This window comes from Streptomyces sp. NPDC049541 (genome assembly GCF_044465725.1).
In the GTDB taxonomy this organism is placed as follows: Bacteria; Actinomycetota; Actinomycetes; order Streptomycetales; family Streptomycetaceae; genus Streptomyces.
In genome coordinates, this window is the sequence record NZ_JBITLY010000006.1 from 304,386 (window position 1) to 329,726 (window position 25,341).

Genomic DNA, 25,341 nt, shown 5'->3' on the forward strand with positions numbered 1-25,341 from the left:
CCGCCCGGGGTAGGCCGCGGGCGCGCCCCGTGCGGGGCGCCCCCCCCCGTTCGGGCCCGCCCCCCCCCCCCCGGGGGGGGGCCCCCGGGGGGCCCCCCCCGACGGGGTGCGTGGGCGTCCGCGGCCGCGGTCAGCCGAGGCGCTTGAGCTTCGCCGTGAAGCCGGGTTCCGTGAGGTCCTTCTGCAGCGCCACCGGGACCTTGACCGCGCCGCTGGTGCCGTCGCCCACGGTGAGGGTGCCCACCTTGGTGCCGGCCTTCGCGGTGTGCGGGACGGCGTCGGAGTCGAAGGACAGGTTCACCTTCAGGCCCGCCCAGCCGACGGCGGCGACGTCCTTGGTGAGCACGATCGGCGTGTGGCCTCCGAGCTGGTCGTCCACGTACCCGACGACGTCGCCCTTCTTCAGTATCTTCGTCGAGGTCAGCGCATCCCGGGCGGCGAGCATCGCCGTCCTGCTGGCGTGGACGACGGTGTCGATGATCGGCGCCGTCTGCTGGTCGAGGATCGCGCCGACCACGGTGACCGTCTCCCCGCCGACCTCCTTGGTGGCGGCGAAGAGGAGATTGCCGCCGGCCTTGGTGGTCGTGCCCGTCTTGATGCCGATGGCGCCGTCGAAGGGGACCAGGCCGTTGTAGTTGTCCCACTTCTTGCCGGACGGGTCGATCCAGGAGGGCAGCTTCGTGATGTCCATCAGGGCCGGGATCTTCACCAGCTCGTGGCCGAGCTTCACCTGGTCCTCGGCGGTGGAGACGGTGGACTCCTTGAGACCGGAGGCATCGGTGTAGGTCGTGTTCTTCATGCCGAGTCCCTTGGCGGTGTCGTTCATCTTCTTGATGAACGCCGCCTCGGAGCCCATGTCCCAACGGGCCAGCAGGCGCGCGATGTTGTTGGCCGAGGGGATCATGATGGCCGACAGCGCCTGCTTCTCGGTGAGGACGTCACCCTCCTTGACGGTGTTGAGGGTGGACTCGTGCTGCTTGTAGTAGCCGCCCTCCTTCTCCGCCAGCGCGTCGACCTTGATCTTCTTGCCCTCCTCGCCCGGCTTCAGCGGGTGGTCCTTGAGGACGATGTACGCGGTCATGGCCTTGGCGACGGAGCCGATGGGGACGGGGGTCTGCTTGCCGAAGTTCCCCATCGTGCCGATGCCGTTGACGTCCATCCAGCCCTGGCCCTCGTTCGGCCAGGGGAGGCCGGCCTTGGTGCCGGCGAAGGTGTACGAGTCGTCGGCGGTGAGCGCGAGGGTGGGGGTGGGCAGCGGGCGCACGGACTGCACGATCGCAAAGACGATCGCGAGGAGCAGGACCAGCGGGGTCCAGATCTTGACCCTGCGGATGATCGTGCGGACCGGGGTCTGCGGCGGTGGCGGGGTGTTCGTCAGCTCGGCCAGCAGGTCCAGCGGCGGCTTCGGGGGCAGCGGCTGCTGGGCGGTGCGCTCGGGGCCGACCTGGGGGACGGGCGCGGTCGCGTCCGCGGGCCTGCGGGGCGTGCGGGGTTCGTCCAGGGGCTTGAGCGCCACGAACTTGCTGGTGCGCTCGGCTTCGGACGGCTCCGCGGTCTTGGCGCCGCCCAGTTTGAGCATGGTGGTGGGCTGGTCGACCTGGGGCTTGGGGCGCTTGAAGATGGCGGTGGGCTGGTCGACGGGCTTGTCCTCGCCCCCGGCGCTCCCACTTTCGTCCTCGGGTGCGGGCGGCCCCTTCGGAGCTTCCTCACCGTCGGCGGCACCGGCCGTCTCGGCTGCGCCGCCGGTTTCGGGCTCGTCGCCCGCCTCGGACTCGGACTGGGGCTGGGGGACGGCGTCCTCCGGTCCGTCTTCCGCTTCCGCCACGCGGGAGTCGGCGGGAGCCCCGTCCTCGACATCGCTGTCGGCGCCGGCCCCGGCTTCCGCCTCCGCCTCCGCGGCACCGTCCTCGTCGGCCTCAGCGGCCGTCTCCGCGCTCTCGGGCTCCTCGGAGTCCTTGGAGTCCCCGGAGCGGACCCAGGCCGCCACAGCAGCCCGAAGCCGGGCGTCGCCGGTCGCGTCACCCTTGCTCGTAGCGGTGGCGTCGGCCGAATCACCGCCCGCAGACGCCGCATCGACACGCCCGGCCGCCGCGTGCTCGCCGTCGGAGTCATCCGCCCCCACAGCCCCGGGCTCCTCGTCCGCGGTCCCCGCGACCGCCGACTCCTCACCCTCAGCCACGCCTCCGGCCCCGGGCTTCCCGACACCCGCCTCCGCGGGCCCCGACTCCTCCGCCGCGGGCCCCTCGCCCACGGATTCCTCGCCTTCGGACCCCGCAGCCGCGCCCCGGGCCCCGGCCACAGCCGCCCCGGCACCCGCCTCCGCAGACCCCGGCTCCTCAGCCCCGGCCCCCTCGGCCCTCGGCCGCGTGACCACGGACTCCGCAGGCGCCGCCTTGCCGACTTCGATCTCCGCAGTCCCAGGCTCCCCGGCCTCAGGGCCCTCAGCCGCGCCCCGGGCCCCGGCCTCAGCCGCCCCGGCAGCCATGCCCCCGGCCCCGGCCTCAGCCGCCCCGGCACCCGCCTCCGCGGTCTCCGGCTGCTCAGCCGTGCTCTCCTCAGCCGCGGTCTCCCCGGCCTTCTCGACCGCGGTCTTCAGATCCCGTACGGAGAACACCCGCGTCGCCGTGTCCACGCCGCCGTGTGCCTCGGACGTGTCGGTGGAGTCGGGCTCCCGGGACACCGAGAGACGGGGATCGCGGGCGGGCTCGGGAACCGGGCCCGTGTTCCCCGACGTCGGTTCTGCCGACGACTCGCGCTGCTTCGACCTGTCGGGGGACTCGCCCGCCACCGATGCCTCCTCCATGCCGCACGCGCTCCGTGCGACCTACCGAACCGTGAACCGCCGCCCGCAACACCGCTCAAACGCGCTGTCCGAACCATGTACCAGTGTCCTGTGTGCGGGCTTAACCCCTGCGGTAGACGAGAACGACATACCTACCGGTTCCCTCACAAACAGGTCACGCACCCTCGACAGACCAATGTGAGAGGGGTCACCCTGTCTTTCATCCACGCGGGGAGGCATGGATGGGCAGGAGCCGCAGAACACTTCCGGAGGAGCTTCTGCTGCTGGCGTTGGACCCGGCCACGGGTACCACTGCACAGCCGCAGTCGCTCGACCTCGGTCTGGCCGGAGCACAGCTAGTGGAGCTGGCGCTGGCCGGACGGATAGCCCCAGACGGGGATCGTATCGCCGTGGTAGCCCCACGGCCGACTGGAGATCCAACATTGGACTGTGCGTTGGAGTTGCTGCGCAGGCGTGGCGCTCCGGTACGTGCAGTGAACTGGATTGGCGGGCCCCGGCTGGGACTGCGCCAGACCTATCTCTCGCATCTGGAGCGGTGCGGCATGGTGCATGCCGTGGCGGGCCAGATGTGCGGAGTGCTGCCGACGACTCGCTACCAGGCGACGGACACCGAGATCAGCCGGGAGATCAGATCCCGACTGGATTCCGCGATCCGCACCGGCGTACCGCCGGACCCGCGGACCGCCGCACTCGCCGCACTGGCACACGCGGTCGGCCTCGGCAAGCACCTGTATCCGGGGAACGAGGGGCGGTCCTCTCGGTCCCGGTTGCGGGATCTGATCAGGCACGACCCCATGGGCGGTCTCGTCGCGCACGCCGTGATGGACGTCCAGAACGGCGTGGGCGCACAGCCACGCCGTAATCCGGCCCCGGCCGGCCGTCAGGCCGCCGCCGGACCGGTCAGGTCCGCACCGGAACCCGCTCGTGGCGTTCCGATGCAGCCGCGCCGCGGTTCCATGGCGCGCGTCGTGGCCCACTGAGCCGCAGTCCCACGACGAGCACCACGCACCGCAGCAGCAGCACGCACCGCAGCACCACGCACCGCCGAGCGCCGCACCGAGCCTGCGAAGGCGCAGTCCCCGAGACCCGGTACGGGAGCCGCTGGTCCGCGCGGGGCAGCGGGGCCGTACGCCGTCCGTCCATACGGATGCCGTAACGGTTCCGCTGCCCCGCGCGGCCGTTTTTCCATGAACCCATGAACTGCCGTCGGCGCAGCGCATATACGCCGTTTCCCAGCGGTACCAAGTCCCTTGGTGGCAGTCTGCTCAACAGCAGATACGCAAAGTGGCAAAGTACAGCTAGTGCAGGCACGCAGCCGGAGGTGCACGTCTCGTGGCGTCCAATGTCAATCCCACCGTCAGGCGACGCCGGCTGGGCCAGGAGCTGCGTCGGCTCCGCGAGCTCAAGGGCATGACGGCCGAAGAGGTGGCCGAGCGGCTGCTGGTGTCGCAGTCGAAGATCAGCCGGCTGGAGAACGGGCGGCGCAGCATCAGCCAGCGCGACGTCCGCGACCTGTGCGGGGTGTACGAGGTGGAGGACCACCGGATCGTCGACTCGCTGATGCAGATGGCCAAGGACAGCCGCCAGCAGGGATGGTGGCATTCCTTCGGTGACATCCCGTACAGCGTCTACATCGGGCTGGAGACGGATGCGGCGAGTCTGCGGGTGTACGACCCCCAGGTCGTCCCGGGGCTGCTGCAGACCCGGCAGTACGCTGAGGCGCTGATCGCGGGGGCGTTGCCGGAGACGGCCGCCACCGACGTGGAGAAGCGCGTGCAGGTGCGCCTGCGTCGGCAGGAACGAATCACCGCCCCGGAGAACCCGCTCCGGCTGTGGACGGTGATGGACGAGGCGGCGGTGCGCCGGGTGGTGGGCAATCGTTCCCTCATGCGCGACCAGCTGGAGTACCTCGTCGAGCAGTCCCAACTCCCGCACGTCACCGTGCAGGTGATCCCCTTCGACATGGGGGCCCACCCGGGGCTCAACGGTCAGTACGCGATCCTCGAGTTCCCCGACGCGGCCGACTCCAGCGTCGTCTACATCGAGGGCGTCACCAGCGACCTGTACCTGGAGAAGGCCAACGACGTGCAGAAATACAGCGTGATGTACGAGCACCTGCGCGCCCAGGCCCTGAATCCGGACCAGTCACGGCAGTTCATCGCGGACATCGCGAAGGAGTACGCGCGCTGAAGCGCCGTAAGGTACACCGTCCCCGGGTCGGACTGGAAGACCCATCTGGAATATGCCACCCGGTCGAGTGAATGGTCACTTCGTACGTCGAGGTTGGCGAGTAGCGTCGATCACGCCACCACACACCAAGGGTTGGCGCAAACCGCGCTGTGGGTTCGGAGTCGGATCCGTCGTGCGGTGACAGCAACTCAACAACTGGCATTCCGGAGCAAAAATGGCAATTCGTCAGGGCGCCACGGACACGTGGACCAAGTCCTCGTACTCCACGGGCAACGGCGCGTGCGTCGAGATCAAGTCGCCGGTCCGCGCGGCCATGGCCGTCCGGGACTCCAAGGTCCCCGAGGGCCCCGTACTGGCCTTCCCGGCCGACGCGTGGAACACCTTCGTCGGCTCGATCAAGGCGTAGGGGGGAGGATCTGCTGATCCTCGACCGCGTCCGCCTTACACAATTTCACAAGCAGCACTTGAAGAGCCCTCTCGTCCAGCTCGCCGTCCTTGCCGAGGGGGCTCGGCTGCGCCCACCACCCGAGCCGGTCCACGCACCTACCCGAGCCGGTCCACGCACCTACCTGAGCTTGTCCACGTACTTGTCCGTGCCCGGCACCGTCGGGACGAACGGTGCCACCAGCTCCACCCTGCCCAGCCCCGCCTCCCGCACCGGCGCCTCCAGGTCCGCGAAGTACGCCTCCCAGCAGTCGCGTGGATCCGCCTCCAGGAACCACAGCAGGGTCAGCCGGGTCTCCACGCCCTCTACCTGCTTGACGTAGGTCATGCGATCGCCGGGCAGGGGCGTCGGGCGGAAGACGGTCACCATCGCGGCCGGTGAGCCCGCCACCCGCTTGGGCAGATGCCGGGAGCGCAGCCACTCCAGCAACTCGGCCCGCTGCGCGGCCGATTCGGTGTCGATCACCTCGACGACCAGACCGGCGTAAGGGTGGTCGAGGGCATGGAAGTCGCGGGGCCCGGCGGCCCCGTCCCGGTAGACCGTCACCTCGTGGTCCTGGAACGCCGTGAAGACATGCGTACGGTCCTGGTAGACCCGGGCGTCCCGGTTGAGGCGCTTGTTGATCGAGACGGTCCAGCGCATGTGGTCGTCGTAGCGGCCGTCCGTGATCCAGTACGTGGAGATGTAGCAGCCGGCGGTGACCGGCTGGGCGATCGCCGACTTCTCGGGACAGCGCAGGAGTTGGAGGTCGCGGGTCGCCACCCAGCGGCGCCCGGCGTACATCCAGGGCATGGCCATCGCGCCGGCGTAGTAGTGGTCGTCCTCGTACCAGCGGTTGTACGCGTACTCGTGGCCGGGGTGCGGCTCGACCATGGTGATCAGCGCATGGCCGGGGCGGACTCCGTACGGCCCCACGGCGGCCAGCTCGGCGTACACGTCGCTGCGGGTTTCCTCGCTCATGTCGCTCCCCTTCCGTCCTCCGCCGGTCGCCCATACTCTGACGCCCCGTCAGGTAATCCGCCATACCCGGGAGGCTTAGATGTCACTGCTCACGGGCAAGACCGTCGTCGTGTCGGGGGTCGGCGCCGGGCTCGGTCATCAGGTCGCGGCGGCGGTCGTGCGCGACGGCGGCAACGCGGTGCTCGGGGCGCGCACGGAGGCCAATCTCGCCAAGAGCGCCGGTGAGATCGATCCGGACGGGGCGCACACGGCGTACCGGGCGACCGACATCAGGGACGAGGGGCAGTGCGAGGCGCTGGCGGCGCTCGCGCGGGAGCGGTTCGGACGGATCGACGCGGTCGTCCATGTGGCCGCGATGGACGGCTACTTCGGCGGCCTTCAGGACGCGGACTTCGTGAGCTGGCAGCAGGTGATCGACGTGAACCTGCTGGGCTCGCTGCGGATGACGCGGGCGTGCCTGCCGGCGCTGAAGGCGTGCGGGGGCTCGGTGGTGTTCATCGGGACGCAGTCGGCGGTGGCGGCCCCCACCCAGGTGAAGCAGGCGGCGTACGCGGCCTCCAAGGGGGCGCTGACGAGCGCGATGTACTCCCTGGCCCGGGAGCTGGGGCCGCATCGTATACGTGTCAACACCGTGCTGCCGGGCTGGATGTGGGGGCCGCCGGTGCAGGCGTACGTCCGGTTCACGGCGCAGACGGAGGGGGTGCCCGAGGTCGACGTACTGGAGCGGCTGACGGGACGGATGGCGCTGCCGGAGCTGGCGACGGACGGGGACGTGGCGGACGCGGCGGTGTTCCTGGCCTCGGACCGGGCGCGGGCCATCACGGGGCAGTCGCTGCTGGTCAACGCTGGGGAGCTGATGCGCTGACCACCTCGAGAGACGGTTCATGTGTATGAACGCAGGTCAACACAAGGAACATTTTTGCTGTCCCTTGACCTGACGCTTGCTTGTCGTGCCCATGTGGGCGCGCCCACGATGAGCGAGCCGTTCACAAGGCGGACCCTGCGGAGGGGACACATGAACAGTCTCGACTGGGCCGTGCTCATCGGCTACTTCGGTGTGATGGTCGCGATCGGCGTCTGGTCGCACAAGCGCGTGGACGACGTCAGCGACTTCTTCACGGCCGGCGGGAAGATGCCGTGGTGGCTGTCCGGCATCTCGCACCACATGTCGGGCTACAGCGCGGTGATGTTCACGGGCTACGCGGGCATCGCCTACACCTACGGCGTGACCTCCTTCGTCACCTGGTCCTTCCCGATCGCGCTGGGCATCGCCATCGGCTCGAAACTGTTCGCGCCGCGCATCAACCGGCTGCGCTCACGACTCCATGTGGCCTCCCCGCTGGAGTACCTGAAGAACCGTTACGACCTGAAGACCCAGCAGGCGCTGGCCTGGTCGGGCATGCTGCTGAAGATCGTGGACGTGGGCGCCAAATGGGCGGCGATCGCGACGCTGCTGTCCGTGTTCACCGGCATCACCCTCAACCAGGGCATCCTCATCACCGGCGCGATCACCGCCGTCTACTGCACCATCGGCGGTCTGTGGGCGGACGCGCTGACCGAACTCGGCCAGTTCGTCATCCAGTTGCTGGCGGGCATCTCGATGTTCGTCGCCGTCGTGCTGAAACTGAACGACAAGGGCATCGGCTTCTTCGGCGCCTGGGACGAACCGGCCCTGCACGGCCACGGAAAGCCACTGGTCGGCCCGTACGGAACCGTCTTCCTTCTCGCCTTCCTCTTCATCAAGCTCTTCGAGTACAACGGCGGCATGCTCAACCAGGCCCAGCGCTACATGGCGACGGGCAGCGCCCGCGAGGCGGAGCGCTCGGCGCGGCTGTCGGCGGCGCTGTGGCTGGTCTGGCCGGTGGTCCTCTTCTTCCCCATGTGGATGTCGCCGCTCCTGGTCCACGCCCAGAAGCCGGACGGCTCCGACTCCTACGGCCTGATGACCGAACAGCTGCTGCCGCACGGTCTGTTGGGCCTGGTCATCGTCGGCTTCTTCTCCCACACCATGGCCATGTGCTCCTCGGACGCCAACGCGATCGCGGCCGTCTTCACCCGGGACGCGGCGCCGGTGCTGTCCAGGCGGGCCCGGGAGTGGGGGCCGCGCACGGGTCTGATCGCGGCCCGTGTGACCACGGTGGTCTTCCTGGCCCTGTCGATGGCGGTGGCGACACAGGTCAACTCCCCCACCTTCAAGGACATCATCACGGTGGTCATCAAGTGGGTCGCCGGACTGATGGGCCCGATCGCCATCCCGATGATGCTGGGTCTGCTGCGCCCGTTCCGCCGCTCCGGCCCCACGGCCGCGCTGACCAGCTGGTCCATGGGCCTGCTCGCCTTCTGGCTGGTCAACTACCCCATCAACTGGAACGTCGACGGCGGTGTCCCGCTCCAGTACCAGGTCTCGATCCCGCTCGCGGTCTCCCTGCTCCTCTACGTCCTCATCGGCTACCTCAAGCCCGAGGACACCCCGGAGCGCCTCGCCGTCATCGAACGCATCAACACGGACGACGACGGCACGGCCGCGGCGGCGATCCCCACTCCGGCGGGTCCGGCGGAGGACGCCGTGGGCACGGCGGTGAAGGAGTAGCGCCGCAGAGCTAGGCCCGCGGATAGCGGGCGAGCCACCCGGGGGACGACCCCGCCGGGCCGTGCAGTGCGGGCCCCTGGGTCATCTCCATGGCGAAGTCGTCGGCCAGCTCCAGCAGCGTCGGGCGGCCTTCCAGTTCGGCCAGCCAGGCCGGCGGGAGGGCCGTCTCGCCGTGCAGGGCGCCGAGGAGGCCGCCGGTGAGGGCGGCCGTTGCGCCCGAGGGGCCGTCCTGGTTCACGGCGAGGCACAGCCCGTGCCGGAAGTCCTCCCCCACCAGTGCGCAGTACACGGCGGCGGCCAGCACGCCCTCCGCCGACCCGTCCCCGGCCAGTTCCTCGACCCGCACGGGAGTCGGCATCCCCTGCCGTACGGCGCCCAGCGCATGCTGCAGGGCGTCCGAGACCGGCTGGTGCCCCGGCCGGGCGGCGAGCAGCGCGAGCGCCCGCTGCACGGCCCCGTCGAGGGACTCGCCACGGGCCAGGCCGTGCACGATCACGGCGTACGCGCCCGCCGACAGATAGGCCACCGGATGCCCGTGGGTCTGCGCCGCGCACTCCACCGCCAGCTGGGCCACCAGCTGCGGTTCCCAGCCGACGAGCAGCCCGAAGGGCGCGGACCGCGCGGCCGCCTCGGGCCCGGTCTCACCGGGGCTCTTGGGCGCGTCCAGGGTCCCCATGTGCTCGTCCCCGAACCCGAGCAGCAGCGAGCGCGCCGGGTCCCGCCGGGCGTAGAGCCACTCCTCCCGCGCCAGCCAGCCGTCGTCCTTACGACGCTCGTCGGGCCCCCAGTCGCGCTGGGTGGCCGCCCAGCGCAGATACGCCCGGTGCAGATCGGTCGGCGGATGCCAGGCACCGGTGTCGCGGCGCACCTGCGCCCGTATCAGCCCGTCGACGGTGAACAGGGTCAGCTGTGTGATGTGGGTGACGGCACCGCGTCTGCCGTACGCAAAGGCGAAGTCCGCGAGGCCCTCGGCCCCGTACGCCTCCCGGATCCCGTCGAGATCCAGCCCGTCGACGGGCGCCCCCAGCGCATCCCCCACGGCGGCCCCGAGCAGCGTCCCCCGCACCCGGCTCCGAAAGTCCTGCTGCTCGACACGGCCCCAGATGGCCCCGGCTGGCGCACTCACCAAGACCTCCCCAATGGCTCCGCCCGACGCATGACAGTTCAGCACTGTAATCGAACGGGAACGGTCGGTTTAGGGGGCGGAGGGGTATGCGAGACATGACAGGAGTGGTCCTGAGTGCTCAGTTATCGGCTGATGCGGTGCCCTGGCCGGCCGGCTCTTTCCGGGCAGCCGAGTCCTGGGTCACGACCGCACACACGCCGTACGCGAGCGGGCCGACCACGCAGGCGATTCCGAGGATCAGGCCCAGAAGCACAGCCGAGCCGAGCCTGCGGGGTCCGGTGTCCTTCGTGGCGCCTGTGCTCATTCCGTCCGAACCGTTCGTCCCGATCATCCGAAGTCGTCCACAGACTCGTGTTCTTCGTGTGCTCGCGGAGCCGTTGGGCCGTCTTCTGCCGGCCTTCCGCCAGATCGTCCTCGAGGCTGTCCGCCTCTTTGAGCCGGTTTCCGGCCGCACCCGTCTCGGCGCCCGCTCGGCTGTTGGTGGCCTCGTCACGCAGCGTGTTCCGCTGCTCCTGTGTCAGACCCTCGGCAGCGGCTCCCCCGTCGGGCGTCGCCTGGTCCCACCGCCACCGTCGCTCGCGCCGGCAGCTCCGTCTGCGCCACCCGCGTCCGCGGCTCCGTCGACTCCCGAGCCGTGTGTCAGTCCGCCTCCGATGCCGCCGCCCGCAGCTCCCGCTCCGGCCCCGATCAGCGACTGCGACCAGTCGAACTCGTCATCCTTGTCCGCCCACGGACCGTAGGAGTTGGCGGCATCCCCGAGCAAGGGCCGGTCTGATTCTGGTCCGAATCGATCTCGAACTCGCCGCCCCGTGAGGGAAGATGGCCGTCATGGCATCGACACCCCCACGCAGCGCACTCCACCTCACCGCCGCCCTGCTCACCGGCAGCGTCGCGCTCTACATCGCCCTCGTGGCCTTCGGCAACATCACCGACTTCGGTACCAATCAGGCGTTCGTGCAGCATGTGCTGGCCATGGACACGACGTTCAAGGACGACGACCTGATGTGGAGAGCCATCACCAACAAGGGACTTCAGAACACGGCGTACGTCGCGATCATCATCTGGGAGACCCTCGCCGCACTCGTCCTCATATACGGCACCTGGCTCTGGGCCCGCCGCGACTACGCCCGCGCGCGCAGCATCTCCACCTACGGTCTGCTGATGCTCCTGCTGCTCTTCGGCGCCGGGTTCATCGCGATCGGCGGTGAGTGGTTCTCCATGTGGCAGTCGAAGACCTGGAACGGGCTGGAGGCGGCGACCCGCGTGATCGTGTTCACCGGGCTCGCGCTGCTGGTCGTGCAGCTGACGGACCGGCGGACCGACTCGGCCGCCTGACCAGGACCGCCCCGGCTACTTGACCACCGTCACCTTCGTCCCCGCCGAGGCGAACGTCCACAGTGCCGTCCCGTCGGCGACCCGCATCCGGATGCCGCCCGTCTGCACCCCCGAGGCGGGCGGCGGTGAAGCCCCGTCCACCGCGTTGGAGAAGGCGATGTTCACGCCGGACTTCACCGAGAAGTACACGATGTGTTCGATCTTCACGCCGTCGGAGCCGGTGATGGAGCCCCGGGTGCGGGCGCCCACCGTGTACGTGCCCGGTTCCGGGCTCACCGTGCCCGGCCACACCGCGAAGGTGCGGCGGGTCGCATCGCTCGCGTCGACCAGCCACACCGTCTTCTTCCCGAGGGAGTAGACGACGCGCCGCCCGGTCCCGGAGCCGGCCGGCACCGCCGCCGGTGCCGCGGACTTCGTGGGCGTGGGATGCGCGCCGGCCGACGCCGAAGCGCTCGGCCGGGCGGCGACCGCGTGGGGCTTCGGCCCCTTGTCGGCCTGTACGGCCAGGACGACGACAGCGGCGATCGCTCCCACCGTCAGACCGGTCACCCAGACCTTCGGGGCTGGCACGGCACGCATCTCCTCAGCTCCACATCCCCAAGTCCTCGTGGAACAGGGGTCGGATCATCGTACTCAGTCCAGGACCGGCAAAAGTTCCGGCAAGTGTCCGTCCGAGACCGCCGCCGCCTGTTGCCGTTCCTCCGGTACGTCCCCGTACAGCGTCGTCCGCGGCTTCGCCGGGCGACCGGCCGCGTCCGCCACCGCGATCAGGTCCTTGACCGACTTGTACGAGCCGTAGGAGGAACCCGCCATGCGGGAGATCGTCTCCTCCATGAGGGTGCCGCCCAGGTCGTTGGCCCCGGAGCGGAGCATCTCGGCCGCGCCCTCCGTGCCCAGCTTCACCCAGCTGGTCTGGATGTTGGGGATGTACGGGTGCAGCAGCAGACGCGCCATCGCCGTCACCGCGCGGTTGTCGCGCGTCGTCGGGCCGGGGCGGGCGATGCCCGCCAGGTACACGGGCGCGTTGGTGTGGATGAAGGGGAGCGTCACGAACTCCGTGAAGCCGCCCGTCTGCTGCTGGATGCGGGCCAGGGTCCGCAGATGGCCGAGCCAGTGCCGCGGCTGGTCCACATGGCCGTACATCATCGTCGACGAGGACCGGATGCCCAGTTCGTGCGCGGTCGTGACGACCTCGATCCAGGTCGCCGTCGGCAGCTTGCCCTTGGTCAGGACCCAGCGGACCTCGTCGTCGAGGATCTCGGCGGCCGTGCCGGGGATGGTGTCCAGACCGGCTTCCTTGGCGGCCGTGAGCCATTCGCGGATGGACATCCCCGTCCGCGTCGCGCCGTTGACGACCTCCATGGGTGAGAAGGCGTGGACGTGCATGCCGGGGACGCGGGACTTCACCGCCTTCGCGATGTCGAAGTACGCCGTCCCGGGCAGGTCGGGGTGGATGCCGCCCTGCATGCAGACCTCCACCGCGCCCACGTCCCAGGCCTGCTGGGCGCGGTCCGCGACCTGCTCCAGGGAGAGCGTGTAGGCGTCCGCGTCCGTCCGCCGCTGCGCGAACGCGCAGAAGCGGCAGCCCGTGTAGCAGACGTTGGTGAAGTTGATGTTGCGGGTGACGATGTACGTCACGTCGTCGCCGACGGCCGCCTTCCGTACGTCGTCCGCGATGCGCGTGAGGGCGTCCAGCGCGGGGCCGTCGGCGTGCAGCAGGGCGAGGGCCTCCGCGTCCGTGAGGCGCGTCGGATCGTCCGCCGCCGTCGCCAGAGCGGCTCGTACGTCGGTGTCGATGCGCTCCGGCACCATGCCGGGCGCGGCCGCCTCGCGCAGGGCCGCCCAGTCGCCGTACACCTCGTCGAAGTCGTCGCGGCGGTCGGACGTACGGCCCTCGGTGTCGATGGAGGAGTGCAGGTCGGTGCGGCCGGAGGCGACGAACGCCTCCTCGGGCTCCTGCCACGGGTGGCCCTCGACGGTCGCGTCCGGTCGCGCGAGGCCGGTCTCCGGGTCGGCGAGGGCGCGGACGTGCGGGCGCAGCCGCGGGTCCAGCCAGGGCTCGCCGCGCTGGACGAACTCCGGGTAGACGCAGAGGCGTTCACGCAGTTCGAAGCCGGCGGCGCGGGAGCGCTCGGTGAGTTCCTCGATCTGCGGCCAGGGGCGTTCCGGGTTCACATGGTCGATCGTCAGGGGGGACACTCCGCCCCAGTCGTCGATGCCGGCTCCTATCAGCCGCTCGTACTCGGAGTCGACGAGGTTGGGCGGGGCCTGCAGGTTGGCGGCCGGGCCCATGATGTGGCGGGCGACGGCCACCGTGGCCACCAGTTCGTCCAGCTCCGCGTCCGGCATGCCGCGCATCGCGGTGTCCGGCTTGGCGCGGAAGTTCTGGATGATCAGTTCCTGGATGGAGTGGTAGGCGCGGGAGATCCTGCGCAGCGCGAAGAGGGACTCCGCCCGCTCCTCGTACGTCTCTCCGATGCCGATCAGGAGGCCGGACGTGAAGGGGACCGAGGAGCGGCCCGCGTCCTCCAGGACCCGCAGCCGTACGGCGGGCTCCTTGTCCGGGGAGCCGTAGTGCGGGCCGCCCGGTTCGGACCACAGGCGGGTCGCGGTCGTCTCCAGCATCATGCCCATGGAGGGGGCGACGGGCTTGAGCCGCTGGAAGTCCGTCCAGGACATCACGCCGGGGTTGAGGTGGGGCAGCAGGCCCGTCTCCTCCAGGATGCGGATGGAGATGGCGCGCACGTAGGCGATGGTGTCGTCGTAGCCGTGCGCGTCGAGCCACTCGCGCGCCTCCGGCCAGCGGTCCTCGGGCTTGTCGCCCAGGGTGATCAGGGCTTCCTTGCAGCCGAGGGCCGCGCCCTTGCGGGCGATGTCGAGGACCTCGTCCGGGGACATGAACATCCCGTGGCCGGCCCGGCGCAGCTTGCCGGGGACCGTGACGAAGGTGCAGTAGTGGCATTTGTCCCGGCACAGCCGGGTGAGGGGGATGAAGACGCTCTTCGAGTACGTGATGACGCCCGGACGCCCCGCCTGTTCGAGGCCGGCGTCCCGTACCCGGGCGGCGGACGCGACGAGGTCGGTGAGGGCCTCGCCGCGGGCCTGGAGGAGGACGGCGGCTTCGGTGACGTCCAGGGCGACGCCGTCACGGGCGCGTTTGAGGGCGCGACGCATGGAGTTGTCGGTGGGGCCGGTTCCGGTCGCGGATGTCGTCATTCTTCGAGCATACGGTCGAGCCGATCAGTGCCCGCTGGTCAGCCCAGCAGGTTCCCGTACTCGTCCAGCACCCGAAGCACCTCTGCCTCCCCTGCCGGGGGCAGCTGTACGACGACCTCCTCGATGCCCAGCTCCGCGTAGTGCGCGAGCTTGCCCGGGGTGGGGAAGACCGCGTACGGAACGACCTGCAGCACCGCCGGGTCACGGCCCGCGTCCGCCCACGCGGCCCGCAGCACCGGCAGTGACTCCGTCAGCCCGCGGCCGCCGATCGGGAGCCAGCCGTCGGCGTACTCGCAGATGTGGGAGAAGAGCTTGGGACCGGCCGCCCCGCCGACGAGGGTGCGCGGGCCGACGACCGGACCGCGCGGGTTCTGCACCGGCTTGGGGTGGGCGTACGAGGCCCGTACGCTCCCGAACTCCCCCTCGTACGCGGCAGGTTCGTCACTCCACAGCGCCCTCATCAACGCCATCCGGTCCCGCACCAGCTCCCGCCGCGTACGCCACTCCACCCCGTGGTCGGCGGCCTCCTCCACGTTCCAGCCGAAGCCGAGGCCGAGCGTGAAGCGGCCGCCGGAGAGGTGGTCGAGGGTCGCGATCTGCTTGGCGAGGTCGATCGGATCGTGCTGGGCGACCAGCGTGACGCCAGTGCCGAGGCCGAGCCGCTCGGTCACCGCGGCCGCCTGGCCGAGCGCGACGAAGGGGTCGAGCGTGCGGCCGTACTCGGGCGGCAGGTCGCCGCCCGCCGGGTACGGGGTGGTCCGCTCGGCCGGGATGTGCGTGTGCTCGGGGAGGTACAGGCCGGCGAAGCCGCGCGCTTCCAGCTCCCGCGCGAGCCGGGTGGGGGTGACGGTCTCGTCGGTGAGGAAGATCGTTACGGCGATTCGCATGGGTCATCTGTACCGGGTGCGACCTCATATGTCGATACCGACCGGTCGGGATTTACGCATGAGGTAGGGGCTGGTTGATCACCGTCGGCGGGTGCGGGTCTGTGGGGGCTGGTCGCGCCCACGCGGCGGAGCCGCAAATTGATACTGCCCCGCGCCCCCAGGGAGGTTTACGTTGAGGGAGTGACAACGATCCGCGGCTCCCTGCCCCCGGGCTCCCCGGACTACGTCTACGTACCCGTCGAAGTCCCGCCTGGTGTGAGCGAGTTGAAGGTCTCCTACACCTACGACCGGCCCTCCCTACCGCCCGGTGCCCCCGGCAACGCGCTCGACATCGGCCTCTTCGACGAGCGCGGGACCGGGCTGGGCGGGGAGGGGTTCCGGGGGTGGTCGGGCGGGGCGCGTACGGAGTTCTTCGTACGGGCGGACGACGCGACGCCCGGATACATCCCCGGTCCGATACGGCCCGGCACCTGGCACGTGGTGCTGGGCCCGTACACGGTGGCGCCGCAGGGCCTGTCGTACGAGCTCACGGTCACGCTCACGCACGGGGAGCAGGGCGGGACACCCGAGCCGGTGTATCCACCCGAGCGGGCGAAGGGCCGGGGACGCGCCTGGTACCGCGGCGACTGCCACCTGCACTCCTGGTACTCCGACGGCCGCCGCACCCCGGCCGAGATCGCGGCCCTGGCGCGGGCGGCCGGCCTGGACTTCATCAACTCCTCGGACCACAACACCCATTCCTCGCATCCGCATTGGGCCGCGGAGGCGGGTGAGGACCTGCTGATCATGCTCGGCGAGGAGGTGACGACGAGGAACGGCCATGTCCTCGCCCTCGGCACCGATCCCGGCACCTTCGTCGACTGGCGATACCGGGCCCGGGACCATCGCTTCGGCCGCTTCGCCGACCGGATCCGCGAGACGGGCGGCCTGGTCGTCCCCGCCCATCCGCACGGCACCTGTGTCGGCTGCGGCTGGAAGTTCGGCTTCGGCAAGGCGGACGCGGTGGAGGTGTGGAACGGGCCGTGGACGCCGGACGACGAGGTGACGCTCGCGGAGTGGGACAACCTGCTGGTCGCATCCGTGCGGGAGGGCGGCCGGGACTGGCTCCCGGCGATGGGCAACAGCGACGCTCACCGGGATCCGGACGTGGTGGGCCGCCCCCAGACGGTCGTCCTCGCCGACGACCTGACGCGGGAGGCGATTCAGGAGGGCATTCGGGCGGGGCGGTCGTATGTCGCCGAGTCGCGGAATGTCTCGCTGACCTTCACGGCGTCCGCCGCTGATCAGGTCGCGGGTCCCGGCGAGCGGTTGGAGATCGTCGATCACGAGACGCCGGTGACCGTACGCCTGGAAGCGGCCGGCGCCCCGCGCTGCACGATCCGCTTCGTGACCGACCAGGGCGTGCTGTTCACGAGCGATCCGCTGCCGGTGGCGGGCTCCGGCACGGTGGAGTGGCGTACAACCGCCTCGTACGCGGCTTACGTGCGGGCGGAGTTGCGGCATGAAACGGCGTTGGGGCCACTGCCGGGGGTGATGGCGGGGTTCACGAATCCGGTGTTCCTGGGTCCACGCGCTGAAGACCTGCGCTCCCGTGGCTCCCGTCACTGGACGATGACCTGCGGCTGCAGCTTGCTCGACGCCGGACGCGGGCGCCCAGCGGAGGACCCGGCATGACAAGCTGTGCTCACACTGCCCGAACCCAGGAGGTCACCATGACTGCAGAGTCTCCACGGCAAGAAGGTTCGGAGCCGGATGAGGCCGAGAGCCCTGCCCTGGCGCCCGACGAGGACGGCCAGTACGACCTGAAGGGCAAGTTCCGCGAGGCCCTGGCGCGCAAGCGCGGCAAACAGGAGGAGGCCGCGGCGGCCCTGTCTGCGAACGCCGACGCGTCGAAGATTCGGGGCGCGCACGGCCCGGCCGCGAGCCAGCGGTCGTTCCGGCGAAAGAGCGGCGGCTGAGTCTGCTCCTTCGGCTCCTCCCGCGGACGCGGGAGGAGCCGCTTCACCCAACAGGAGATCCGGAAACGATGCCCCGTCGCGCCGAGAGCAAGTACCGAGCCGTCACGGCCTTCCAGCGCAAGCTCAACGCGGTCATGCGCCGCCTTCCGCTCCAGACCCTGCTGGAGACCACAGGACGCAGCTCCGGGCTGGCCCGCCGTACCCCGGTCGGCGGGCGCCGGGTCGGGGACTCGTTCTGGCTGGTGTCGGAGTTCGGGGAGCGGTCGCAGTACGTGCGCAACATCAAGGCCGACCCGCGGGTACGGGTCCGGATCCGGGGTCGGTGGCACACCGGCACGGCTCATCTCCTGCCGGACGACGACCCGATCGCCCGCCTGCGCGCGCTGCGGTCGCTGAACAGCGTGGCGGTGCGGGTGATCGGAGCGGAGTTGCTGACGGTGCGGGTGGATCTGGAGGACTGAGGTCAGGTGCGGATTCGGGTCGCCGCGTAGGCACGAAGTTCGCGGCTCACGCTGTCGGGATACTCCTGGGCGAGTTGCACGAAAATCGGCCACAGTGTTTCCAGCATCAGGTCGAGCAGCCTCAGGTCGCCCTGTTTCTCCGCCACTCGTTCGACCGTGGCGAAAAGACGCCCCGTCACCCGGAGGTTCGGCCGCGCTGCGCCGAGTGAGAACAGAGCGCGAAGACCACGCTCGTCCAGAACGCCGAGGCCCTGGTGAATCGCCTGGATCTCGTCATTGGAGATCCTCGCCCCGGCGCCAAGGGACAGGCTGAGAATTCGGCTACCGACATCAGTGAGTCCGGCCTCCGCCAGTCCGAGCGCGACGACGAACGGAAATCCCTCCCGAACGTACCTGCGCGCCACCGCGCGAGCCGTGTCCTGGAGCAGTCTGGGCCGTTCGGAACCGGCCACGGCCCGGCTGATCAGCTCGATCGCATCCGACGGGGTGACGACACGTCGCACGACCGAGCCCAGCACCATGTCGTTCAGCTGGAAGAAACCGCGGCCCAAACCGTCCAGACCCTGGTGGAAGAAGGCGGCATTGCGCACGGTGAGACGGGTGGCGATCGCCCTGACCAGCGCAGCCCTGACCGGCCGGGTGTCCCGGAGTTCCGGACCCATCCCCCGAGCCACGGACACCACATCCTCCGCCGGCCGGAGACGGCAGACGTCCGTCACGAAAGCGGCGAGCATCTCCTCGTCGCCCCGCTCTGCCAACCACCCCGCCAGATCGAGCACTTCCGCCACCGGCCGCGCCCACGCCGCCTCGGTGAAGTCCCGGGTGGCTTCGGGGAAGTTCTCCTCCTCCCACATCCGCTCCAGCTGCGCCTTGAAGGCCTCCAGCGGGACACCCTCCGCGGGCCCGCGTTCGGCCAGTTCCGCCTCCAGCCTCAGAACACGTTCGCGCAGTTCACGGCTGTGACACTCGGCCTCCGCGCGGAGGCGCTCCGCCTCCCGCAGATCGTTCCTCAGCCGTTCGATCTCGAGCCGCAGGGCCTCCTGTGAGTCGGAGAGGGATTCCCGTTCCCGGCGCAGCTCGATCTGCGCGCGTGTGGCGTCGGCCCGTTCGGCTGACCAGTCGAGCTGCAGACGCGCTAGGTCCTCACCGGCCTCCCGGACCTGTGCCTCCTTCTGCTCCAGTAGAAGATGCAGCGCCTCGACGCTGCGGTGGGCACGCTCCGCCTCCCGCTTGGCCCTGGCCAACTCACCGCGCAGACTCTCCAGTTGGAACTCGTCAGGATCGCAGGCCCTCAGTGCCGTGAGCCAGCTGGTGCGGATCGCCTCCTTTGCGTGCACGGTGACGGAATCGCCCCGCTCCTCCTCTACCTCGGAAATGAGGCGCTCGACGAACTGCCGTGTCGGGAGCCGCTGCCCGGCGAGGTAGCGCGAGACAGCCGACGGATCGAGAGAGATCCGCCTTGCGTACTGGCGCTGGCTGATGCCCAGCGTGTTGAACAGCTCCCTCAACACGTTGCTGAGCGTGGCAAGTTCGGCTACCTCACCGCGTTCGATCTCGGACGAACTGGCGGAAGCACGGGCCACCGAGGCCAAGGCGGTCCCCCCTGATGTGTTGACTCGGCATTGGCACCATGGTGCGCCTTCCGCAACATACCGAAACGGCCGGAGAGTTCGGGCGGTAATCCCTCGGCCCACGCACCCTTCCGGAAGGACCCCTCGCTCATGACCACCCGCTGGACCGCCCTGCTCGCCCGCGCCCGCTGGGCGCAGCGCGTTCTCATCGTTCTGTTCGCGCTCGTGCCCGTCCTGGTGGTCACGCTGGCCTTCGTGCCCGCCCTCCTCGTCCTGCCGTTCCTGCGCTCCCGCAGCGCCCACACACTGACGCTGGTCCGTCAGCTGACCAACTGGACCCGGACGGTTCTGCTGTCGAGCCGGGAGCGTTGACCGGTACGGCGGACGGGTCAGCCGACCGCTCGCGCGTACAGCTCCAGGACCGGATCGCAGGCGGCTTCCGGGGCGCGCAGCGTGGGCAGGTCGTCGCAGTCCGCGCGCCGCACCAGACGGCATCCGGGGATGGCGTCGGTCGGCCAGGTTCACCCCGGCCAGACGATCGCCTGCACCTCGCTGTACGCGTGCAGGGCGTACACACCGACGTCCCGCCCCACCCCGCTCTTCTTGAACCCCCCGAAGGGCGCCTCCATGTTGCGGCCCACCGTGTTGACTCCCACTCCGCCCGCCCGCAGCTGCCGGGCTACGCGGAAGGCCCGTGCCACATCGCCCGACCAGACGTAGTCGATGAGGCCGTAGTCGGTGTCATTCGCGAGGGCGATGCCCTCTTCCTCCTCCTCGAAGGGGATGACGGACACCACCGGGCCGAAGATCTCCTCCCGGGCCACCCGCATGTCGTTCGTGCAGTCCGCGAGGAGGGTCGGTGCGACGTAGAAACCCCGGTCGGACGGCGGGCGTTCGCCGCCCGTCACGACCGTCGCGCCTTCCTTCCGGCCCAGTTCGACGTACGACTCCACCCGGTCGCGATGGGCGGCCGAGATCACCGGGCCGACCACCGTGTTCGGAGCACGGGGGTCGCCGACCGTCAACCGGCCCGCGTACCCGGCCAGTTGCTCGACCAGGCGGTCGTACACGCCCCGCTGCGCCAGCACCCGCGTCGGCGCCGTGCAGATCTGCCCGCTGTAGAAGGAGAACGTCGTCCCGATCCCGGCCACCGCGGAGCCCACATCCGCGTCGTCGAAGACGACCGCCGCCCCCTTCCCGCCCAGCTCCATCAGCTGCCGTTTCATGGAACGGCCGCACACCTCACCGATCCGCTGCCCCACCGCCGTCGACCCGGTGAAGCTCACCATGTCGACGTCGGCCGAATCCACCGCCGCCTCGCCGACCGCGGCCGACTGCCCGGAGACCACGTTCACCACACCCGCCGGGACTCCCGCCGCCTCCAGTGCCTCCGCCATCCGGTACACGGACAAGGGGTCCTGCGGGGCGGGCTTCACCACCACCGTGTTGCCCATGGCCAGCGCCGGGGCGATCTTGCCCGCCGGGTTGGCCCACGGGTTGTTGTACGAGGTGATGCAGGTGACGACGCCGACCGGCTGGCGGACGGCCAGCGCGCCCATCACGCCCGCCTTCCCCATCGGCCCGGCCTCGTTGATCTGCGGCGGGACCGCCCACTCCGCGGGCTCCACGCGCGCGTACCGCCGGAAACGGGCCACGCCCACCCCGACCTGCATCGCCCGCGCCGTCCCCGTGGTCGCCCCGGTCTCCGCCTGCGCCAGCTCGGCGTACGGCAGGAACCGGCTCGCGATGATGTCCGCCGCGCGGCCGAGCACCGCCGCCCTTTCCTCCGGCGCCGTACGAGACCACGGCCCGAAGGCCTCGCGGGCCGCGGCACAGGCCGCGTGCACCTGATCCCGCGAGGCCTCCGGAGCCCACCCGATGGTCTCCTCGGTCGCCGGGTCGACGACCTCGTAGTGGCCGCCGTCCGGCTCGACCCACCGGCCATCGACGAACAGCCGCTGCCCGTCCGCCCCTTGGTTCACCTCGTGCTCACCGTCCGGGTGTCCCGCCCCGACCGCAGCACCTTCCCGGGCACTGCGCCGCTCACCATGTCGTCCCGGATCGCCTCGACCCCGTTGACCCACACGGCGCGCACCCCGATCGCCTTGGCGTCCAGCCGCGGACTGTCACCCGGCAGGTCGTGCACCAGGGTGGCCGTACCCGCGTCGATCCGCTCCGGGTCGAAGAGGACCAGATCCGCGTGGAAGCCCTCCTCCACCCGGCCCCGCTCGCGGAGCCCGAACAGCCGCGCCGGATCGTCGGTCAGCATCTTCACCGCCTGCTCCAGACCGACCAGCTTCCGCCTGCGCAGACAGTCGCCCAGGAACCGGGTGGTGTACGGGGCTCCGCACATGCGGTCCAGATGCGCACCGGCGTCGGACCCGCCGAGCAGCACGTCCTCGTGCTGCCAGGTCTCGGCGCGCAGCGCCCAGGACGCGGGATCGTTGTCGGTGGGCATGGGCCACAGCACCGTACGCAGCTCGTCGGCCACACAGATCTCGACCAGGCACTGGAACGGATCCTGCCCCCGCTCCTGCGCGATCTCCTCGACGACCCTGCCCGTCAGCCCCTCGTTCGCCTCGCTGTACGTGTCCCCGATGACGTACCGCCCGAAGTTCGTGAGCCGCCGGAAGACACCGGCCTCCTTGGACGTGGCGTGCTCCAGCATCTGCGCGCGTACGGCCGGGTCGCGCAGCCGGGCGATCCGCTCCGGCACCGGCAGCCCGAGGACCGGGCCCCAGCCCGGTATCAGGTTCAGCGCGCAGAAGGTGCCCAGGGACATGTTCATCGGCGTCAGGATCGGCATGGTCAGCGCGACCACCCTGCCGCCCGCCTTCCGCGCCCGCTCACTCGCGTACAACTGCCGGGGCACGCGTTCGGGCACGGAGGCGTCGATGGTGAGGACGTTCCAGTTCAGGGGGCGTCCGGCCGTGGCGCTCATCTCCGCGAACAGGTCGATCTCCGCGTCGCTGAACTGGTCGAGGCAGCCGGCGACGATCGCCTCGATCTGCGTGCCCTCGTGCTCGCCGACGGCACGCGAGAGCGCCAGCAGCTCGGCCGGCTTCGCATGCCGGGAGGCGACCGGCTTCCCGTCGCCGTCCGAGTGGGTGGACGACTGGGTGGTCGAGAACCCCCAGGCCCCGGCATCCATGGCCTCGTGCAGCAGCCGCACGATCTCCGCCAGCTGTTCCTCACTGGGCTGCCCGCCGACCGCATCCGGTCCCATCACATACCGGCGAAGGGCACAGTGCCCGACCATGAACCCCGCGTTGACGGCGATCCGCCCTTCAAGGGCGTCCAGATACTCACCGAAGGAGTGCCAGCTCCACGGCGCCCCCTCCTCCAGCGCAACCAGCGACATGCCCTCGACCTTGGACATCATGCGCCGCGTGTAGTCGGCGTCCTCGGGCCGGGAGGGGTTCAAAGGCGCGAGCGTGAAACCGCAGTTCCCGGCAGCGACGGTGGTGACCCCGTGGTTGAGGGACGGGGTCGCATACGGGTCCCAGAACAACTGGGCGTCGTAGTGCGTGTGCGGGTCGACGAAGCCGGGGGCGAGGACGAGCCCGGTTGCGTCTTCGCTGCTCCGGGCCGCTTCGGTGACGATGCCGATGGCCGCGATACGGCCATCCCGGATCCCGACGTCAGCGGTGTAGGCGGGCGCACCCGTCCCGTCGACGACGGTCGCCCCCTTGATGACATGATCAAGCATGCGGTGACTCCTTGGGTTGCGTTGGGCATGCCTCCCTAGGGGCGCGGGGAACTGCGCGACAAGCCACAACGCGCCCGCACCCCGCAACGGCGATCAAGAAGCAGCCCGGAACCGGGAAGTCCGATGCACCGGATCCGTGTCGATCTTGGGGATGACGTGATCGCCGATCAACCGAATCGTCTGCAACGTCTCCTCCTTCGGCACCCCCACCGGCAACCCGAAGCTCAGCTGGTCCGCCCCCGCCTGCTCCCACCGCTTGCACTGCGTGAGCACCTCGTCCGGGTCCCCGCAGATCAACAGCTCCTCCTCGATGAGGACTTCGACGAACTCGGGCGTGTACTCCGGCAGCGTCTCCGGCCACACCGGGAAGCCCTCGGGCCGCGGGAAGGTGTCGTGGTACCGGAACACCAGCGACGGCAGGTAGTGCAGCCCGCCGTTCACCGCGATCTCGATCGCCTCGGCGTGCGTCGGCGCGCAGATGGCCGTCGTGGTGACCATCACGTTGTCGTTGACGAAGTCCCCGACCGGCTCGGCGTTCACGATCTCCGTCTTGTACTGCTCCAGCACCCACTCCATGTCGGAGACCTTCTGGATGCTGAACCCGAGCACCCCGAGGCCCTTGCGGGCGGCCATGGCGTACGAGGGCGGCGACCCGGCGGCGTACCACATCGCCGGATGCGACTTCCCGTACGGCTTCGGCAGGACCTTGCGCGGGGGCAGCTGCCAGTGCTTGCCCTGGAAGCCGGCGTACTCGTCCTGGAGCCACATCTTCGGGAACTCGGCGATCGTCTCCTCCCAGATCTCCTTGGTGTAGTTCATGTCGGTCACACCAGGGATGAACCCGAGGATCTCGTGCGAACCGGCGCCGCGACCGCTGCCGAACTCGAACCGGTTCCCGGTCAGGTGGTCGAGCATCGCGACCTTCTCGGCCACCTTCACCGGGTGGTTGACCTGGGCGAGGGGATTGAAGATCCCCGATCCCAGATGGATCCGCTCCGTCGCGTGCGCCAGGTAGCCCAGGAACACGTCGTTGGCGGAGAGGTGCGAGTACTCCTCGAGGAAGTGGTGCTCCGACGCCCACGCGTACTTGAAGCCTGACTTGTCCGCCTGGATGACGTACTCGGTCTCCTCCATCAGCGCCTTGTGCTCCGCGAGCGGATCTGTCTCGGCGCGTTTGCCCACGTATCCCTGTACAAAGAGCCCGAATTCCAAGGCGGTTCACCGTCCCCGGTTCCGAAGTTTTCTGACGCACCGTCAGTTTTGATGCACTGTGGCACCACCCACCTGGAGGGTCAATACCTGACGGGCAGTCAGATGACGCTGACCCCGGCCAGCCAGCCCCCGTCGATCACGAACGGCTGCCCGGTGATGTACGAGGAGTCGTCGGAGGTCAGGAACAGGGCCAGCCGTGCGACCTCCTCCGGCTTCCCGATCCGGCCGAGCGGCACCAGCTTGCGGTACAGCTCGTCCAGGGCCCGGCCGGTCTCCGCCGCGTCCGCCGTCGGGTCCAGCCGGGCCGGGTTGGACATGGCGGTGTCGATGGCCCCGGGGCACATGGCGTTGACGCGGATGCGCCGGCCCGCCAGTTCCAGGGCGGCGACACGGGTGAGGCCGAGGACGGCGTGCTTGGTGGCGGCGTACGTCCCGACGGCCGCCATGCCGGTCACGGCCGTGTAGGAGGCGGTGTTGACGATCGTGCCGCCGTCCTCCAGCACCGGCGCGACGGTCTTGATGCCGAGGAAGCAGCCGACCTGGTTGACCTGTACGACCTGCATGAACTCGTCGAGGGGGGTGTCGAGCAGGGAGTTGAAGCGCAGAATGCCGGCGTTGTTGACCAGGCCGTCCACCCGCCCGAGGGAGTTCTTCACGGCGCTGACGGCCGACCGCCACTGGTCCTCCTGGCTCACGTCCAGGTGGACATAGCGCGCGCCCAGTTCCTCCGCGAGGGCGGCGCCCTGCTCGTCGAGGACGTCGGCGATCACGACCTCGGCCCCCTCCGCTCTGAACAGGCGGGCCTCCTGCTCCCCCTGTCCGCGCGCCGCCCCGGTGACGATCACGACGCGTCCGTCCAGCTTGCCCATGCCGTAACT

21 protein-coding genes are annotated in these 25,341 nt (G+C 70.1%); 10 read left to right on the forward strand and 11 right to left on the reverse strand.

Going from position 1 to position 25,341, the window contains the following annotated elements:
• Positions 1-130: 130 nt before the first annotated feature.
• Positions 131-2,803: a D-alanyl-D-alanine carboxypeptidase gene (locus tag ACIBW9_RS23900; protein WP_398958147.1), complete on the reverse strand. Its 2,673-nt coding sequence runs from the start codon at positions 2,801-2,803 to the stop codon at positions 131-133.
• Between the two features lie 221 nt (positions 2,804-3,024).
• Between ACIBW9_RS23900 and ACIBW9_RS23905 the strand changes: the two genes are divergently transcribed.
• The 3 genes from ACIBW9_RS23905 (at position 3,025) to ACIBW9_RS23915 (ending at position 5,399) form a co-directional block, all read left to right on the forward strand.
• Positions 3,025-3,783 carry a GPP34 family phosphoprotein gene (locus ACIBW9_RS23905; protein WP_115907564.1) on the forward strand — a complete coding sequence of 253 codons (759 nt, stop codon included), beginning with the start codon at positions 3,025-3,027 and terminating at the stop codon, positions 3,781-3,783.
• 352 nt (positions 3,784-4,135) lie between these two features.
• A complete protein-coding gene (locus ACIBW9_RS23910; RefSeq protein WP_030940853.1) occupies positions 4,136-4,993 on the forward strand; it encodes a helix-turn-helix transcriptional regulator in 858 nt (285 codons plus the stop codon).
• A gap of 214 nt (positions 4,994-5,207) precedes the next feature.
• A complete protein-coding gene (locus ACIBW9_RS23915) occupies positions 5,208-5,399 on the forward strand; it encodes a DUF397 domain-containing protein (protein WP_078912651.1) in 192 nt (63 codons plus the stop codon).
• A gap of 159 nt (positions 5,400-5,558) precedes the next feature.
• Here the strand turns inward: ACIBW9_RS23915 and ACIBW9_RS23920 are convergent, their stop codons facing one another.
• Positions 5,559-6,398: a hypothetical protein gene (locus ACIBW9_RS23920; protein ID WP_398958151.1), complete on the reverse strand. Its 840-nt coding sequence runs from the start codon at positions 6,396-6,398 to the stop codon at positions 5,559-5,561.
• Positions 6,399-6,477: 79 nt separating this feature from the next.
• Here ACIBW9_RS23920 and ACIBW9_RS23925 point away from each other — a divergent pair, with 79 nt between their 5' ends.
• Together ACIBW9_RS23925 and ACIBW9_RS23930 are read left to right on the forward strand one after the other, a co-directional pair.
• The gene (locus tag ACIBW9_RS23925; protein WP_398958153.1) at positions 6,478-7,263 is read left to right on the forward strand and encodes an SDR family oxidoreductase; all 786 of its coding nucleotides are present in this window, start codon (positions 6,478-6,480) and stop codon (positions 7,261-7,263) included.
• Between the two features lie 150 nt (positions 7,264-7,413).
• Positions 7,414-8,988 carry a sodium:solute symporter family protein gene (locus tag ACIBW9_RS23930; RefSeq protein ID WP_398958155.1) on the forward strand — a complete coding sequence of 525 codons (1,575 nt, stop codon included), beginning with the start codon at positions 7,414-7,416 and terminating at the stop codon, positions 8,986-8,988.
• A 10-nt stretch (positions 8,989-8,998) separates the two neighbouring features.
• Here the strand turns inward: ACIBW9_RS23930 and ACIBW9_RS23935 are convergent, their stop codons facing one another.
• Positions 8,999-10,114 (reverse strand): ADP-ribosylglycohydrolase family protein, encoded by a 1,116-nt coding sequence (locus tag ACIBW9_RS23935; protein WP_398958158.1) that lies wholly within the window; start codon positions 10,112-10,114, stop codon positions 8,999-9,001.
• Positions 10,115-10,942: 828 nt separating this feature from the next.
• Between ACIBW9_RS23935 and ACIBW9_RS23940 the strand changes: the two genes are divergently transcribed.
• Positions 10,943-11,449, forward strand: coding sequence for a DUF2165 domain-containing protein (locus ACIBW9_RS23940; RefSeq protein WP_398958160.1), 507 nt, complete (start codon positions 10,943-10,945; stop codon positions 11,447-11,449).
• A 15-nt stretch (positions 11,450-11,464) separates the two neighbouring features.
• Here the strand turns inward: ACIBW9_RS23940 and ACIBW9_RS23945 are convergent, their stop codons facing one another.
• The 3 genes from ACIBW9_RS23945 to ACIBW9_RS23955 are packed head-to-tail and all read right to left on the reverse strand — an operon-like array spanning position 11,465 to position 15,552.
• Positions 11,465-12,028: a hypothetical protein gene (locus tag ACIBW9_RS23945; RefSeq protein WP_398958163.1), complete on the reverse strand. Its 564-nt coding sequence runs from the start codon at positions 12,026-12,028 to the stop codon at positions 11,465-11,467.
• A gap of 54 nt (positions 12,029-12,082) precedes the next feature.
• On the reverse strand, positions 12,083-14,665 hold the full coding sequence (locus ACIBW9_RS23950; protein ID WP_398958165.1) for a bifunctional FO biosynthesis protein CofGH: 2,583 nt from the start codon (positions 14,663-14,665) through the stop codon (positions 12,083-12,085).
• Positions 14,666-14,703: 38 nt separating this feature from the next.
• Positions 14,704-15,552, reverse strand: coding sequence for an LLM class F420-dependent oxidoreductase (locus ACIBW9_RS23955; protein WP_398958168.1), 849 nt, complete (start codon positions 15,550-15,552; stop codon positions 14,704-14,706).
• A 180-nt stretch (positions 15,553-15,732) separates the two neighbouring features.
• Between ACIBW9_RS23955 and ACIBW9_RS23960 the strand changes: the two genes are divergently transcribed.
• The 3 genes from ACIBW9_RS23960 (at position 15,733) to ACIBW9_RS23970 (ending at position 17,971) form a co-directional block, all read left to right on the forward strand.
• Positions 15,733-17,226: a CehA/McbA family metallohydrolase gene (locus tag ACIBW9_RS23960; protein ID WP_398958171.1), complete on the forward strand. Its 1,494-nt coding sequence runs from the start codon at positions 15,733-15,735 to the stop codon at positions 17,224-17,226.
• Between the two features lie 38 nt (positions 17,227-17,264).
• Positions 17,265-17,510, forward strand: a complete 246-nt coding sequence (locus ACIBW9_RS23965) for a DUF5302 domain-containing protein (protein ID WP_398958173.1) — start codon at positions 17,265-17,267, stop codon at positions 17,508-17,510.
• A 68-nt stretch (positions 17,511-17,578) separates the two neighbouring features.
• The gene (locus tag ACIBW9_RS23970; RefSeq protein WP_398958175.1) at positions 17,579-17,971 is read left to right on the forward strand and encodes a nitroreductase/quinone reductase family protein; all 393 of its coding nucleotides are present in this window, start codon (positions 17,579-17,581) and stop codon (positions 17,969-17,971) included.
• A gap of 2 nt (positions 17,972-17,973) precedes the next feature.
• Here ACIBW9_RS23970 and ACIBW9_RS23975 read toward each other — a convergent pair whose 3' ends face one another.
• On the reverse strand, positions 17,974-19,554 hold the full coding sequence (locus tag ACIBW9_RS23975) for a helix-turn-helix domain-containing protein (protein ID WP_398958707.1): 1,581 nt from the start codon (positions 19,552-19,554) through the stop codon (positions 17,974-17,976).
• A 138-nt stretch (positions 19,555-19,692) separates the two neighbouring features.
• Between ACIBW9_RS23975 and ACIBW9_RS23980 the strand changes: the two genes are divergently transcribed.
• The gene (locus ACIBW9_RS23980) at positions 19,693-19,914 is read left to right on the forward strand and encodes a hypothetical protein (RefSeq protein WP_398958177.1); all 222 of its coding nucleotides are present in this window, start codon (positions 19,693-19,695) and stop codon (positions 19,912-19,914) included.
• Positions 19,915-20,063: 149 nt separating this feature from the next.
• Here ACIBW9_RS23980 and ACIBW9_RS23985 read toward each other — a convergent pair whose 3' ends face one another.
• From ACIBW9_RS23985 to ACIBW9_RS24000, 4 genes are all read right to left on the reverse strand, one after another.
• A complete protein-coding gene (locus ACIBW9_RS23985) occupies positions 20,064-21,524 on the reverse strand; it encodes an aldehyde dehydrogenase family protein (RefSeq protein ID WP_398958179.1) in 1,461 nt (486 codons plus the stop codon).
• Entirely contained in the window at positions 21,521-23,338 is a 1,818-nt protein-coding gene (locus ACIBW9_RS23990) for an amidohydrolase family protein (protein ID WP_398958181.1), read from the reverse strand. Before ACIBW9_RS23990 ends, ACIBW9_RS23985 begins: the two co-directional genes overlap by 4 nt.
• 6 nt (positions 23,339-23,344) lie before the next feature.
• Entirely contained in the window at positions 23,345-24,463 is a 1,119-nt protein-coding gene (locus tag ACIBW9_RS23995) for an LLM class flavin-dependent oxidoreductase (RefSeq protein ID WP_398958183.1), read from the reverse strand.
• A gap of 98 nt (positions 24,464-24,561) precedes the next feature.
• A complete protein-coding gene (locus ACIBW9_RS24000; protein WP_398958186.1) occupies positions 24,562-25,332 on the reverse strand; it encodes an SDR family NAD(P)-dependent oxidoreductase in 771 nt (256 codons plus the stop codon).
• Positions 25,333-25,341: the final 9 nt, after the last annotated feature.

What these genes read in the sequence shown, in the direction of transcription:
- ACIBW9_RS23920 (WP_398958151.1), bottom strand. Translation starts at nt 6,398, where the DNA reads ATGAGCGAGGAAACCCGCAGCGACGTGTACGCCGAGCTGGCCGCCGTG.
- ACIBW9_RS23930 (WP_398958155.1), top strand. Translation starts at nt 7,414, where the DNA reads ATGAACAGTCTCGACTGGGCCGTGCTCATCGGCTACTTCGGTGTGATG.
- ACIBW9_RS23915 (WP_078912651.1), top strand. Translation starts at nt 5,208, where the DNA reads ATGGCAATTCGTCAGGGCGCCACGGACACGTGGACCAAGTCCTCGTAC.
- ACIBW9_RS23940 (WP_398958160.1), top strand. Translation starts at nt 10,943, where the DNA reads ATGGCATCGACACCCCCACGCAGCGCACTCCACCTCACCGCCGCCCTG.
- ACIBW9_RS23900 (WP_398958147.1), bottom strand. Translation starts at nt 2,803, where the DNA reads ATGGAGGAGGCATCGGTGGCGGGCGAGTCCCCCGACAGGTCGAAGCAG.
- ACIBW9_RS23965 (WP_398958173.1), top strand. Translation starts at nt 17,265, where the DNA reads ATGACTGCAGAGTCTCCACGGCAAGAAGGTTCGGAGCCGGATGAGGCC.
- ACIBW9_RS23950 (WP_398958165.1), bottom strand. Translation starts at nt 14,665, where the DNA reads ATGACGACATCCGCGACCGGAACCGGCCCCACCGACAACTCCATGCGT.
- ACIBW9_RS23970 (WP_398958175.1), top strand. Translation starts at nt 17,579, where the DNA reads ATGCCCCGTCGCGCCGAGAGCAAGTACCGAGCCGTCACGGCCTTCCAG.
- ACIBW9_RS23925 (WP_398958153.1), top strand. Translation starts at nt 6,478, where the DNA reads ATGTCACTGCTCACGGGCAAGACCGTCGTCGTGTCGGGGGTCGGCGCC.
- ACIBW9_RS23980 (WP_398958177.1), top strand. Translation starts at nt 19,693, where the DNA reads ATGACCACCCGCTGGACCGCCCTGCTCGCCCGCGCCCGCTGGGCGCAG.
- ACIBW9_RS24000 (WP_398958186.1), bottom strand. Translation starts at nt 25,332, where the DNA reads ATGGGCAAGCTGGACGGACGCGTCGTGATCGTCACCGGGGCGGCGCGC.
- ACIBW9_RS23905 (WP_115907564.1), top strand. Translation starts at nt 3,025, where the DNA reads ATGGGCAGGAGCCGCAGAACACTTCCGGAGGAGCTTCTGCTGCTGGCG.
- ACIBW9_RS23945 (WP_398958163.1), bottom strand. Translation starts at nt 12,028, where the DNA reads ATGCGTGCCGTGCCAGCCCCGAAGGTCTGGGTGACCGGTCTGACGGTG.
- ACIBW9_RS23955 (WP_398958168.1), bottom strand. Translation starts at nt 15,552, where the DNA reads ATGCGAATCGCCGTAACGATCTTCCTCACCGACGAGACCGTCACCCCC.